The organism is Pseudomonas sp. MF5691 (genome assembly GCF_016405645.1).
Lineage (GTDB): Bacteria > Pseudomonadota > Gammaproteobacteria > Pseudomonadales > Pseudomonadaceae > Aquipseudomonas > Aquipseudomonas shahriarae.
In genome coordinates this window covers 62,001-75,778 of record NZ_JAEKDC010000022.1, presented here as the reverse complement: position 1 = coordinate 75,778, position 13,778 = coordinate 62,001, and the positions used below count along the sequence as shown (strand labels likewise).

Sequence of the window (13,778 nt, the reverse complement as noted above, 5' to 3'; positions counted from 1 at the left end):
GGCTGGCTGAAGGAGAACCGTCGCATCGTGACGCGCTTCGACAAGCTCGCAACAAGTTTTGCGGCGATGGTCTCATTGGCCTGCGCTATGCGGTGCTTGCGACAATACTTTACGTACAGAGCCTAGGGCGGCGTTGGCCTGTTGCAAGTTGAGGGTTTTTTGCTGCACCTGGCTTTCCAGGGTGCGGTGGGACTGCTCGATGGTTTCGGCCAGGGTGTTGAAGCTCAGGGCCAACTGCCCCAGCTCATCCTGGGAGCGGTGATTGACCCGGGTCTGGTAATCCCCCTCACGAAAGCGCCGGGTGGCGTCCACCAGTTCCTTCAAGGGGGTGACCACGCCGTACTGCAATTCATACAGCCCAAGCAGCAGGATGATCAGCGTGCTGAACAGCGCCAGGCCCTGGATCAACTGTTGCCAGCCTTGTTTGTGCTCGCTCTGTTGCTGCAACAGGCTGACGAACTGGTTCAGTTGCTCGACAAAGGCCGGCGCGCGTTCGCGGAAGAGGGCGCCGTCGTCGCGCTCGATGGCCGGGCGCAGCTCCTGGTTCCAGTGTTGCTGGATCTGCCGGTAGCTCTGTTGCAAGGCGCTCTGGGGGCCGTCTTCCAGTACTGCTTTCAGCGACTGGCTGTCGAGGCGCCGTTGCAGGCTTTGAGTGATGGCCTGGATCTCGTTGGCGGGGGCATGGTCGGCGAGCTTCCAGCTCAGGTGGTAGGTCTCCATGCGCACCGAGCCTGCGGTGTTGATGGCCGCGCCATCGCCCTGGCTGAACCAGGCGATCAGCCCGGCGCTCAGGGAACTGGCCAGGGCCAGGATTGCAATCAGGATCACCGCGACACCGGCGCGTGCGGGCAGGGAGCTGCGCAGCCAGTTAAACATCACGGCGTAATCGAAGGGGTAAGAACAGCAGCATGACGGCACCTGGCACGGGAAACAGCATTGAATTGTGCATTCCCTGGCGCACTACCTCTAAAGAGTTGCCGGCGGACCCTCCCACGGGAAAAAGCCGGCACAAGAGATCAATCCATTGATAAATAAAGACTTTCTCTTGTTATTGGGCCTACCTCCTTAGAGGTAGACGGGCTAAGCATAGGCCAATACCCCCCAGGCGGACGTTGATCTGGGTCAAGTTCCTGGAGGGCCTCGCCCCTAACCTGCGCTCATGGAATCACTTCTGGGAGCGCAAACCGTGACTCAACCCCGTGTAAGACAGGGCCTGGTGCTGGGCATGAGTACACTGGCCTTCACCGTGTGCTTTATGGTCTGGATGATGTTCGCCGTCCTCGGCGTGCCGATCAAAGAGCTGCTGCAACTCAACGAAACCCAGTTCGGCCTGCTGGCCGCCACCCCGGTACTGACCGGCTCCCTGGTGCGCCTGCCCCTGGGCCTGCTGACTGACCGCTTCGGCGGGCGCATCGTGTTCTTTGTCTTGATGCTCACCTGCGTGCTGCCGCTGTACTTGATCACCTACGCCACCGCTTTCTGGCAATTCCTTGTGCTGGGGCTGTTTGTCGGCCTGGCCGGCGGCTCGTTCTCGGTGGGTATCGCCTACGTCGCCAAGTGGTTCGACAAAGACAACCAGGGCTTTGCCATGGGCGTGTTCGGCGCCGGCAACGCGGGGGCTGCAGTCACCAAGTTTCTGGCGCCGGCCCTGATTGCCCTGGGGACCTGGCACCTGGTGCCGAAAGTGTTCAGCGCGATCCTGTTTATCACCGCGCTGCTGTTCTGGTTCCTCACCAGCGAGAACAAGGCCCACCGCAGTGCCGGTGGCGCGACCTTGCGCGAGCAACTGCTGTGTCTCAAGGACCCGGCCGTGTGGCGCTACTGCCAGTACTACTCGATTGTGTTCGGCGGCTACGTGGCCCTGGCGCTGTGGGCGACCAAGTACTACGTGCAGGAATACGGCTTCAGCCTGCAAAGCGCCGCGCTGTTGGCCGCGTGCTTTTCCCTGCCCGGTGGCGTGCTGCGCGCTGTGGGCGGCTGGATGTCCGACCGCTGGGGCGCACAGAGCGTGACCTGGTGGGTGCTGTGGGTCAGCTGGATCTGCCTGTTCCTGCTCAGCTACCCGCAGACCCAGTTGCAGGTGCAAACCGTCAATGGCCCGCTGGACTTCCATATCGGCCTCAACGCCACCCTGTTCACCGTGCTGCTGTTTGTGATGGGCATCGCCTTCGCCTTCGGCAAGGCCTCGGTGTTCAAGTACATCGCCAATGACTATCCGCAAAACATGGGCGCGGTGTCCGGCATCGTCGGCCTGGCGGGCGGCCTTGGCGGCTTTGTCCTGCCAATCATGTTCGGCGCCCTGGTGGACCTCACCGGCGTGCGCTCCTCCTGCTTCATGTTGATGTACGGCGTGGTCTGGGTATCCCTGACCTGGATGTACTTCAGCGAAATCCGCAAGCAACCGCTGCTTGGTAAAGCGGCGGCCCAGCCTCTCCAAGGAGAATCCGCATGACTATCGCGCAAAAGCCCAACTCGGGCCCGGTGATCCACGACTGGCGCCCTGAAGACCCGGCGTTCTGGGGCGCCAGCGGCAAGCAGACCGCGACCCGCAACCTGTGGATCTCGATCCCGGCGCTGCTGTTGGCCTTCGCCGTGTGGATGGTGTGGAGCACGGTGATCGTGCGCCTGAACGCCATCGGCTTCAGCTTCACCACTGACCAGCTGTTCTGGCTGGCGGCATTGCCCGGCCTGTCTGGCGCCACCTTGCGCGTGTTCTATTCGTTCATGGTGCCGATCTTCGGTGGCCGCCGCTGGACGGCCCTGAGCACTGCGTCGCTGCTGATTCCATCACTGTGGATGGGCTTCGCGGTACAAGACCCGAGCACCTCCTACAGCGTGTTTGTATTGATCGCGCTGCTGTGCGGCTTCGGTGGCGGCAACTTCGCCTCGAGCATGTCCAACATCAGCTTCTTCTATCCCAAGTCCCAGCAAGGCACTGCCCTGGGCCTGAACGCCGGCCTGGGTAACCTGGGGGTGTCGGTGATGCAGTTCTGCGTGCCGCTGGTGATTACCTTCGGTGTGTTCGGCCTGATTGGCGGCCAGCCCCAGACCCTGGAAGACGGCAGCCAGTTGTGGCTGCAGAACGCCGGGTTTATCTGGGTACCGTTCATCATCACCGTGACCCTGTTTGCCTGGTTCGGCATGAATGACCTGTCCAGCGCCCGCGCTTCGTTCAGCGAGCAGGCGGTGATCTTCAAGCGCAAGCACAACTGGCTGATGTGCTGGTTGTACCTGGCCACCTTCGGCTCGTTCATTGGCTTCTCGGCCGCCTTCCCGATGCTGATCAAGACCTCGTTCCCAGACGTCAACGCCTTGAAATTCGCCTTCCTCGGCCCGCTGGTAGGTGCCCTGGTACGCCCATTGGGTGGCTGGCTGGCCGACAAACTGGGCGGTGCGCGGGTGACCTTGTGGAACTTCGTGCTGATGATCGTGATGGTGTTCGGCGTCCTGCACTTTTTGCCCCTGAACGGCGAGGGCGGCAGCTTCTACGGCTTCCTCGGCATGTTCATGCTGCTGTTCATCACCACCGGCATCGGCAATGGCTCCACCTTCCGCATGATCCCGGTGATCTTCCGCACCCAGCATGAAAAGGCCAGCGCCGGCAAACCTGCCGCCGTGCGTGAGCAAGCCCTCAAGGATGCCAGCAAGGAGTCGGCAGCAGTGCTGGGCTTCAGCTCGGCAATGGGCGCCTTCGGTGCGTTCTTCATCCCCAAGACCTTTGGCTCGTCCATGGCCTACACCGGCAGCCCGGCCATGGCGTTCTACATGTTTGTCGGCTTCTACCTGACCTGCATCGTCGTGACCTGGTGGTGGTATGCGCGCAAAGGCGCCGAGACCCCCTGCTGAGTCGACCCCGAATTCAAACCTTGCGTGGGCGGGGCACAGAACCCCGCAGCAAGCCTGAGAGGAAAGCACCATGAGTCATTTACTGGATCAACTGCGGTTCTTCAATCGCAAGCAAGACGAGTTCTCCGAAGGTCACGGCGAGACCCGCAAGGAGTCCCGCGACTGGGAAAACGTCTACCGTTCGCGCTGGCAGTACGACAAGATCGTGCGCTCCACCCACGGGGTGAACTGCACCGGCTCGTGCTCGTGGAAGATCTACGTGAAGAACGGCCTGATCACCTGGGAAACCCAGCAGACCGACTACCCGCGCACCCGTAACGACCTGCCCAACCACGAGCCGCGCGGCTGCCCCCGTGGTGCCAGCTACAGCTGGTACATCTACAGCGCCAACCGCCTGAAGTACCCGAAGATCCGCAAGCCATTGCTCAAACTGTGGCGCGAGGCACGCCTGACCCTGTCGCCGGTCGAGGCCTGGGCGAGCATTGTCGAGGACAAGGTCAAGGCCGACTCCTATAAAAGCAAGCGTGGCATGGGGGGCTTCATCCGTTCCAACTGGGATGAAGTCAACGAGATCATCGCCGCGTCCAACGTCTACACCATCAAGCAATATGGCCCGGACCGTATCGTCGGCTTCTCGCCGATCCCGGCCATGTCCATGGTCAGCTATGCCGCAGGTTCGCGTTACCTGTCGCTGATCGGCGGTGTGTGCCTGAGCTTCTATGACTGGTACTGCGACCTGCCGCCAGCCTCGCCGATGGTCTGGGGCGAGCAGACCGACGTGCCGGAATCGGCCGACTGGTACAACTCCAACTACATCATTGCCTGGGGTTCCAACGTTCCGCAGACCCGTACCCCGGACGCGCACTTCTTCACCGAGGTGCGCTACAAGGGCACCAAGACCGTGGCGATCACGCCTGACTATTCGGAAGTGGCCAAGCTCACCGACCTGTGGCTCAACCCCAAGCAGGGCACCGACGCGGCACTGGCCCAGGCCTTCAACCATGTGATCTTCAAGGAATTTCACCTGGATAAACCGAGCGCCTACTTCACCGAATACGCCAAGCGCTATACCGACTTGCCGGTGCTGGTAATGCTCAAGCCGATGACCGGTTTTGCGCCGGGTGCAGGCTTCCAGCCGGACCGCTTCCTGCGCGCCTCGGACCTGGTCGACAACCTGGGCCAGGACAACAACCCGGAATGGAAAACCATCGCCCTCGACGAAAGCGGCGAGCTGGTTTCGCCACAAGGTTCCATCGGCTATCGCTGGGGCGAGAAGGGCAAGTGGAACATCCTGGCCAAAGAAGGCGGTGAAGGTCGCGAGATCGACCTGAAACTGAGCCTGATCGGCGATGACGTCGCCGAAGTGGCGTTCCCGTATTTTGCCGGTGAAGCCCACGACTACTTCCAGCACGTGGCCGGCGATGCCGTGCAATTTCGTCGGGTACCGGTACACAGCGTGACCCTGGCCGATGGCACGGTGGCCAAAGTGGCGACGGTGTTCGACCTGTCGGCGGCCAACCTGGCCATCGACCGTGGCCTGGGCGGCAACAACGTGGCCAAGGACTACAACGACGCCAGCGTACCGGGCACGCCAGCCTGGCAGGAGGCAATCACCGGGGTCAGCCGCGAGAAGGCCATCCAGATCGCCCGTGAGTTTGCCGACAACGCCGACAAGACCCGTGGTCGCTCGATGATCATCGTCGGCGCGGCGATGAACCACTGGTACCACATGGACATGAACTACCGCGGGCTGATCAATATGCTCATGCTCTGCGGTTGTGTCGGCCAGACCGGCGGCGGTTGGGCGCACTACGTGGGCCAGGAAAAACTGCGTCCGCAATGCGGCTGGCTGCCCCTGGCATTCGGCCTGGACTGGAACCGTCCGCCACGCCAGATGAACGGCACCAGCTTCTTCTACGGCCACAGCTCGCAATGGCGCCACGAGAAGATGAGCATGCACGACATCCTCTCGCCGCTGGCCGACAAGTCGCAGTTCCCGGAACACGCCCTGGACTACAACATCCGTGCCGAACGCGCCGGTTGGTTGCCCAGCGCGCCACAACTCAATACCAACCCGCTGCATATCTGCCGTGATGCGGCGGCTGCCGGTATGGACCCCAAAGACTACGTGGTCAAATCCTGGCAGGACGGCACCCTGCGCTTTGCCTGCGAGCAGCCGGACAGCCCGGTGAACTTCCCGCGCAACATGTTTATCTGGCGCTCCAACCTGCTCGGCTCGTCGGGCAAGGGCCACGAGTACATGCTCAAGTACCTGCTCGGCACCAAGAACGGGGTGATGAACGAAGACATCGGCCACAGCACCGAATGCAAGCCAACCGAGGCCGAATGGGTCGAAGACGGCGCCATCGGCAAGCTGGACCTGGTGACCACCCTGGACTTCCGCATGTCCTCGACTTGCGTGTATTCCGACATCGTCTTGCCGACCGCCACCTGGTACGAAAAAGACGACATGAACACCTCGGACATGCACCCGTTCATTCACCCGCTGTCGGCGGCGATTGATCCTGCGTGGGAGTCGCGTTCGGACTGGGAAATCTACAAAGGCATCGCCAAGGCGTTCTCGGCCATGTCGGTCGGCCATCTGGGTGTGGAACAAGACCTGGTCACCGTGCCGTTGATGCATGACAGCGTGGGTGAATTGGCCCAGCCGTTTGGCGGCACTGACTGGAAAAGCGCCGGTGTGGCGCCGGTACCGGGCAAGAATGCGCCGAACATGGCGGTGGTGGAACGGGACTACCCGAACATCTACAAGCAGTTCTCGTCCCTCGGCCCGATGCTGGAAAAACTCGGCAACGGCGGCAAGGGCATCAACTGGAACACCGATGAAGAAGTGCAGTTCCTCGGTGAACTCAACCACCACGAAGGCGACGCGGGCATCAGCCACGGCCGGCCAAAAATCGACACGGCGATTGACGCGGCCGAGGTGATTCTGTCCCTGGCTCCGGAAACCAACGGCAAGGTCGCCTTGAAAGCCTGGGCGGCGCTGTCGGAATTCACCGGCATCGACCACAGCCACCTGGCGATTTCCAAGGCCCACGAAGCAATCCGCTTCCGCGATATCCAGGCACAGCCGCGCAAGATCATCTCCAGTCCCACCTGGTCGGGCCTCGAAGACGAACACGTGAGCTACAACGCCGGCTACACCAACGTCCATGAAAACATCCCATGGCGCACCATCACCGGCCGCCAGCAGTTCTACCAGGATCACCCGTGGATGCAGGCGTTCGGCGAGCAGTTGATGAGCTACCGGCCACCGGTCAACACCCGCACCATCGAAGGCGTGAAGGGCAAGCGCAGCAATGGCGAGACCGAGATCGTCCTGAACTGGATCACGCCGCACCAGAAATGGGGGATTCACAGCACCTACAGCGACAACCTGCTGATGCTCACCTTAAGCCGTGGCGGCCCGATTGTGTGGCTCTCGGAAATCGACGCCAAGCGCGCCGGGATCGAGGACAACGACTGGATCGAATGCTTCAACGTCAACGGCGCGCTGACCGCCCGTGCGGTGGTCAGCCAGCGGGTCAAGGAAGGCATGGTGATGATGTACCACGCCCAGGAACGCATCGTGAACGTACCGGGTTCGGAAACCACCAAGACCCGCGGCGGCCACCACAACTCGGTCACCCGCGTGGTGCTCAAGCCGACCCATATGATCGGCGGCTATGCCCAGCAGGCCTACGGTTTCAACTATTACGGCACGGTCGGCTGCAACCGCGATGAATTCGTGGTGGTGCGCAAGATGGTCAAGGTCGATTGGCTCGATGGCTCCAGCGGTGATGATCTGCCGCGTCCATTGCCGACCGATATCGAGGAGAACTGAGATGAAGATCCGCTCACAAATCGGCATGGTCCTGAACCTGGACAAATGCATCGGCTGCCACACCTGCTCGATCACCTGCAAAAACGTGTGGACCAGCCGTGAAGGCATGGAATACGCCTGGTTCAACAACGTCGAATCCAAGCCCGGGATCGGCTACCCGAAAGAATGGGAAAACCAGGACAAGTGGAAGGGCGGCTGGATCCGCAACGCCAACGGCTCGATCAACCCACGCATCGGCGGCAAGTTCCGCGTGTTGGCGAACATCTTCGCCAACCCCGACCTGCCGAGCCTGGACGACTACTACGAACCGTTCGACTTCGACTACCAGCACCTGCACACCGCGCCTTTGGGCGAGCACCAACCGACCGCGCGGCCGCGCTCGGTGGTGTCCGGCAAGCGCATGGAAAAAATCGAGTGGGGCCCCAACTGGGAGGAAATCCTAGGCACCGAGTTCGCCAAGCGCCGCAAGGACAAGAACTTCGACCAGATCCAGGCCGACATTTATGGCGAGTACGAAAACACCTTCATGATGTACCTGCCGCGCCTGTGCGAGCACTGCCTGAACCCGGCGTGCGCGGCGTCGTGCCCCAGCGGCGCGATCTACAAGCGTGAAGAAGACGGCATCGTGCTGATCGACCAGGAAAAATGCCGCGGCTGGCGCATGTGCATCAGCGGCTGCCCGTACAAGAAAATCTACTTCAACTGGAAGAGCGGCAAGTCCGAGAAGTGCATCTTCTGCTACCCACGGATCGAAGCTGGCATGCCTACCGTTTGCGCAGAAACCTGCGTCGGGCGTATCCGCTACCTCGGCGTGCTGCTGTATGACGCCGACCGCATCAGCGAAGTGGCCAGCACCGCCAACGAGCACGACCTGTACGAGAAGCAGCTGGAAATCTTCCTCGACCCGAATGACCCGGCGGTGATCCGCCAGGCCCTGGCCGATGGTGTACCGCAGTCGGTGATCGACTCGGCCCAGCGTTCGCCGGTGTACAAAATGGCCGTGGACTGGAAGCTCGCGCTGCCGCTGCACCCGGAATACCGCACCTTGCCGATGGTCTGGTACGTGCCGCCACTCTCGCCGATCCAGAACGCGGCCGCCGCTGGCACCGTGGGCATGAACGGGGTGATCCCGGATGTCGACAGCCTGCGTATCCCCCTGCGTTACCTGGCCAATATGCTCACCGCCGGTGACGAAAAACCGGTCAAGCGTGCCCTGAAACGCCTGCTGGCCATGCGCGCTTTCAAGCGTTCGCAGCAAGTGGATGGGGTTGAAGACCTGCAAGTGCTGGCCGACGTGGACCTGAGCGTGGCCCAGGTGGAAGAGATGTACCGCTACCTGGCGATTGCCAACTACGAAGACCGTTTTGTGGTGCCCAGCGCCCACCGTGAAGACGCGATGAGCGATGCGTTTGCCGAGCGTTCCGGCTGTGGTTTCAGCTTCGGCAGCGGCTGCAGTGGCAGCTCCGACACCAATATGTTCGGCGCCAAAAAGGCTAACCGCCGCGACGTGTTGAAAACCGTCCAGATCTGGGAGGACTGAGCCATGCGCATTCTTAAAGTGATCTCGTTGCTGCTGGACTATCCCACCCAAATCCTGGTCGACGGCCATGATGAGCTGGAAAAGGCGATTATCGAATCGCGGGAAATCAGCCCCAAGCAGCGCGGTGCGCTGTTTGAGCTGCTCGAACTGATCTGCAGCAATGACCTGATGGACGGCCAGGAGCACTACGGCGCGCTGTTTGGCCGTGGCCGCTCGCTGTCGCTGCTGTTGTTCGAACACGTGCATGGCGAGTCGCGGGACCGTGGCCAGGCCATGGTCGACATGATGGCCCAGTACCAGGAAGCCGGGTTTGCCATCGGCGTCAAGGAGCTGCCGGACTACATCCCGCTGTACCTGGAGTTCTTGTCCACCCGCGAAGACATTGAGGCCCGCGAGGGCCTGGCGGATGTGGCGCACTTGCTGGCCCTGCTGGCGGCGCGCCTGGATGAGCGTGAAAGCGCCTACGCCAGTTGCTTCCGTGCGCTGTTGCAGATCAGCGGCGCCGAGCCGCACCAGGCCATCGCCGAGTTGCGTGCCCAGGTCGCCGCTGAAGTCCGCGACGACTCCCTCGAAGCCCTGGACAAGGTCTGGGAAGAGGAGGCCGTGGACTTTATGCAGGCCGAGCAGCAGGACCGTTGCAGCTCGATGCCCAGCGCACCGGGCAAGGCCCGCGAAGAAAGTGCGGTGCCCTTGCACTGGGTGGATTTTCAGCACGAAGGGCTGGCCGCTGTGCCAGCCAAGGAGGTGGGTAATGTCTAAGTGGAATTTGTTGGTATTTGGCGTGTATCCGTATGTCGCCCTGGCCATTTGCCTGTTGGGCAGCTGGGCGCGGTTTGACCTGTCCCAGTACACCTGGAAGGCCGGCTCCAGCCAGATGCTCAGTAACCGTGGCATGCGCGTGGCGAGCAACTTCTTCCATATCGGTGTGCTGTTCGTGCTGGCCGGGCATTTTGTCGGCCTGCTGACCCCGGCGTCGATCTACCACCATGTGATCAGCACTGAGCACAAGCAACTGCTGGCGATGGTTTCCGGTGGTTTCTTCGGCCTGCTGTGCCTGGTGGGCCTGCTGATGCTGGTCAAGCGCCGCCTCACCGATCCACGGGTACGGGCCACGTCGAGCCCGTCGGACATCTTGATCCTGCTGGTGTTGCTGGCGCAGCTGGTGCTGGGCTTGCTGACCATCGTCGCCTCCACCGGGCATATGGACGGTTCGGTGATGGTGATGCTCGCGGACTGGGCGCAGAACGTCGTGCTGCTGCGACCTGTGGAAGCGGCCGCCGCGATTGCCCCGGTGAGCCTGATCTACAAGTTGCACGTGGCGCTGGGTTTGACCCTGTTTGTGCTGTTCCCGTTTACCCGTCTGGTGCATATGGTCAGCGCACCGATCTGGTACCTGGGGCGTCGTTATCAAATCGTGCGGCAGAAGTGAGGAGAACGTCATGACTACAGGATGCGGATGTGGTGGCGGCGGTGCGGGCGGTGGCGGTTGCAGTTCTTCGGCCAAGGCTGTGGACGTTGTGGTACCCGAAGTCGAGGTGGCGGTTGAGCCGCAACTGATCGCCAGTAGCGAGCAGGAATGGCCGATTGTCAGCGTCAACGGGGTGGTGATCACCCCGGAAAACATGGCCCAGGAGTTGCAATATCACCCGGCTGAAAGCCGCGAGGAGGCGGTCTTCCTCGCTGCCCGCGCGCTGGTGATCCGTGAGCTGTTGCAGCAGCGGATTCGCGAGTTGGGTGTGCAACTGGAGGTCGGCGCCGGCGAGAACGAAGAGGAGGCGGCGACCCGCCTGTTGCTGGAGCGCGAAGTCCAGGTGCCGGACTGCGACGAGGCCACTTGTGTGCGCTACTTCGAGAGCAATCGCGGGCGCTTTCACAGCGCGCCGTTGCTGGCGGTGCGCCACATCCTGCTGGAGTGCGCGCCGGATGATGCTGAGGCGCGTCATCAGGCCCATGCCCAGGCCGAGGTGCTGTTGCAGAGCCTGGAAGAGTCGCCCGGCAGCTTTGCCGAGCTGGCGCTGCAGTATTCGGCGTGCCCCTCCAAGGCCCAGGGCGGCTCCCTGGGGCAGGTCAGCAAAGGCCAGACCGTGCCGGAGCTGGAGCGCCAGTTGTTCACCCTGGCCCCGGGCCTGGCCGGCAAACCCCTGGAAAGCCGCTACGGCTGGCATGTGATCTGCGTCGATCAACGCATCGAAGGCCAGGCGCTGCCATACGAGGCGGTGGCCACGGCGATCCGCACCCAGTTGCAGCAAGGGGTATGGCAGAAGGCACTGGTGCAATACCTGCAAACCCTGATTGGCGCGGCCGATGTGCGTGGCATCGCGCTGCAGGGCGCCGACTCGCCGTTGGTGCAGTGACATGAGCCTGGTGGATGGTGTGGGCCGTTCCATTGACTACCTGCGGTTGTCGGTGACCGATCGTTGTGATTTGCGCTGTGTGTATTGCATGGCGAAAAACATGACGTTCCTGCCGCGCCAGCAGGTCCTGACCCTGGAGGAGCTGCAACGGCTGGCGACGGTGTTCGTCAGCCAGGGTGTGCGCAAGATCCGCCTGACGGGGGGCGAACCGCTGATCCGTCCAGGCATTGTCGAACTGTGCCGCCATATCGCCGCGTTGCCCGGCCTGCGTGAGCTGGTGATGACCAGCAACGGCACGCAACTGGGGCGCCTGGCCCGGCCGCTGGTAGAGGCTGGGGTCAAGCGTATGAATATCAGCCTCGACAGCCTCGACCCCGAGCGCTTTCGCGCGATTACCCGCAACGGCGACCTGCGCCAGGTGCTGGACGGCATCGAGGCGGCGCGGGACGCCGGGTTCGAGCGGGTCAAGCTCAACTGCGTGGTGATGAAGGGGCGCAATTTCGATGAAGTCCCGGCGCTGGTGCAATACGCCATCGACCAGGGCATTGATATCAGCTTTATCGAAGAGATGCCGCTGGGCGATGTAGGGCGCTCGCGGGGCGAATCCTTTTGCTCCAGCGAACAGGTGAGGGCGGTGATCGCCGAGCATCATGGCTTACTCGACAGCACCGAAAACAGCGGCGGCCCGGCGCGCTACGTGCGCCTGGCCCGCCATCCGCGCACGCGCATCGGCTTTATCTCGCCCAACTCCCATAACTTCTGCGCCAACTGCAACCGGGTGCGGATGACGGTGGAAGGGCAGTTGCTGTTGTGCCTGGGGCAGGACAATGCGGTGGATTTTCGGGCGTTGGTACGCCGTTATCCACTGGATGACCGGCCGTTGGTGGAAGCGCTGCACAAGGCGTTGCGGGGCAAGCCATTGCGCCATGATTTCACCGGGCAGGGCGAGGTGCAGGTGGTGCGGTTTATGAATATGAGTGGGGGGTGAGGCTGGCCAACGGTAGTTCCCATTGTTTTGTATCAAGGGCATTCCGCTGGCCCGCGTGGCTTTTTTCGGTCGTTACCATTGCCGGTTTCTACAACGAGCACTATCGAAAAGGAGTTAGGTATGAATCGACCCCCTGACGGCCTCACCGCACCACCTGAGGGATATGGCGACTGGTTGAAAGAACTGAAAAGCCGCATCCACTCTGCCCAACTGCGTGCATCTCTGGCGGTAAACCGTGAACTGGTGCTGCTGTACTGGCAGATTGGCCAGGACATATTGACCCGACAGGCGCAGCAGGGATGGGGAGCAAAAGTCATCGAGCGTCTGGCGCGGGATTTGCGTTCAGCTTTTCCTGATATGAAAGGTTTTTCGCCACGCAACCTCAAGTACATGCGCGCATTTGCTGAAGCCTGGCCGGACGCTGAGTTTGTGCAAGGGGTGCTTGCACAATTGCCTTGGTATCACCAATTAGCGTTGCTCGATAAGCTACCCGGCCCCGAAACCCGTCGCTGGTACGCCGCCCAAGCCATTGAACACAACTGGTCACGCAACATTCTGGTCATGCAGATCGAGACCCGTTTGCTCGAGCGCAGTGGCAATGCTGTCAGCAACTTCGAAACCCTGCTGCCCAAGCCCCAGTCGGACTTGGCCCGCGAGTCGCTGAAAGATCCTTACCGTTTCGACTTTCTGGGACTGACCCTGGACGCGCAGGAGCGCGAGATCGAAAGCGCACTGATCAGGCATGTGACCGACTTTCTACTGGAGCTGGGGGCAGGCTTTGCCTTTGTCGGCAAGCAGGTGCTGCTGGATGTGGGCGGCGAGGAGTTCTTCCTTGACCTGCTGTTTTATCACCTGAAACTGCGCTGTTACGTCGCGATCGAGCTCAAGGCGGGCAAGTTCAAACCAGAACATCTGGGGCAGTTGGGTTTTTACCTCGCTGCGGTGGACGCCCAACTCAAGCACCCACAAGACAGCCCCACCATCGGCCTGCTGCTGTGCAAAAGCAAAAACAAGATAGTGGCTGAATACGCTTTGCGTGACAGCGCTCGCCCCATCGGGGTGGCGGAGTACCAGTTGGTCGACTCCCTCCCGGCAGAACTCCAAATCAGCTTGCCCAGCATTGAACAGATTGAACGTGAACTGGCCTGTGACGATACGTCTTCGCAAACTTGACCCTGGTCAATTGCAACCCGGCATTCACTGCGT

The 13,778-nt window shown here is 61.6% G+C and carries 9 protein-coding genes and 2 pseudogenes; 10 read left to right on the top strand and 1 reads right to left on the bottom strand.

What is annotated here, in order from left to right:
- A pseudogene (locus JFT44_RS23670) lies at positions 1-126 on the top strand (IS5/IS1182 family transposase); the annotation flags it as partial.
- Here JFT44_RS23670 and JFT44_RS23665 read toward each other — a convergent pair.
- Positions 124-876: pseudogene (locus JFT44_RS23665) on the bottom strand (HAMP domain-containing protein); the annotation flags it as partial. The pseudogenes JFT44_RS23670 and JFT44_RS23665 sit on opposite strands and share 3 nt — an antisense overlap.
- A gap of 310 nt (positions 877-1,186) precedes the next feature.
- On the opposite strand from JFT44_RS23665, the gene JFT44_RS23660 reads away from it, so the two are divergent.
- From JFT44_RS23660 to JFT44_RS23620, 9 genes are all read left to right on the top strand, one after another.
- On the top strand, positions 1,187-2,452 hold the full coding sequence (locus JFT44_RS23660) for a nitrate/nitrite transporter (RefSeq protein WP_081044233.1): 1,266 nt from the start codon (positions 1,187-1,189) through the stop codon (positions 2,450-2,452).
- Positions 2,449-3,846: a NarK family nitrate/nitrite MFS transporter gene (locus tag JFT44_RS23655; RefSeq protein ID WP_057959377.1), complete on the top strand. Its 1,398-nt coding sequence runs from the start codon at positions 2,449-2,451 to the stop codon at positions 3,844-3,846. Before JFT44_RS23660 ends, JFT44_RS23655 begins: the two co-directional genes overlap by 4 nt.
- 70 nt (positions 3,847-3,916) lie before the next feature.
- Complete coding sequence (locus JFT44_RS23650; RefSeq protein ID WP_057959378.1) at positions 3,917-7,690, top strand: nitrate reductase subunit alpha; 3,774 nt, start codon at positions 3,917-3,919, stop codon at positions 7,688-7,690.
- A gap of 1 nt (position 7,691) precedes the next feature.
- A complete protein-coding gene (narH, locus tag JFT44_RS23645; protein WP_029291316.1) occupies positions 7,692-9,230 on the top strand; it encodes a nitrate reductase subunit beta in 1,539 nt (512 codons plus the stop codon).
- Between the two features lie 3 nt (positions 9,231-9,233).
- Positions 9,234-9,989 carry a nitrate reductase molybdenum cofactor assembly chaperone gene (gene narJ / locus JFT44_RS23640; RefSeq protein WP_057436843.1) on the top strand — a complete coding sequence of 252 codons (756 nt, stop codon included), beginning with the start codon at positions 9,234-9,236 and terminating at the stop codon, positions 9,987-9,989.
- The gene (gene narI / locus JFT44_RS23635; protein WP_057436841.1) at positions 9,982-10,659 is read left to right on the top strand and encodes a respiratory nitrate reductase subunit gamma; all 678 of its coding nucleotides are present in this window, start codon (positions 9,982-9,984) and stop codon (positions 10,657-10,659) included. The genes narJ and narI overlap by 8 nt, the downstream gene beginning before the upstream one ends.
- 10 nt (positions 10,660-10,669) lie before the next feature.
- Positions 10,670-11,584 (top strand): peptidylprolyl isomerase, encoded by a 915-nt coding sequence (locus JFT44_RS23630; RefSeq protein WP_057436839.1) that lies wholly within the window; start codon positions 10,670-10,672, stop codon positions 11,582-11,584.
- Position 11,585: 1 nt separating this feature from the next.
- Positions 11,586-12,572 carry a GTP 3',8-cyclase MoaA gene (moaA, locus tag JFT44_RS23625; protein WP_198831248.1) on the top strand — a complete coding sequence of 329 codons (987 nt, stop codon included), beginning with the start codon at positions 11,586-11,588 and terminating at the stop codon, positions 12,570-12,572.
- A 120-nt stretch (positions 12,573-12,692) separates the two neighbouring features.
- Positions 12,693-13,745, top strand: coding sequence for a YhcG family protein (locus JFT44_RS23620; protein WP_128592999.1), 1,053 nt, complete (start codon positions 12,693-12,695; stop codon positions 13,743-13,745).
- The last annotated feature ends 33 nt before the right edge of the window (positions 13,746-13,778 follow it).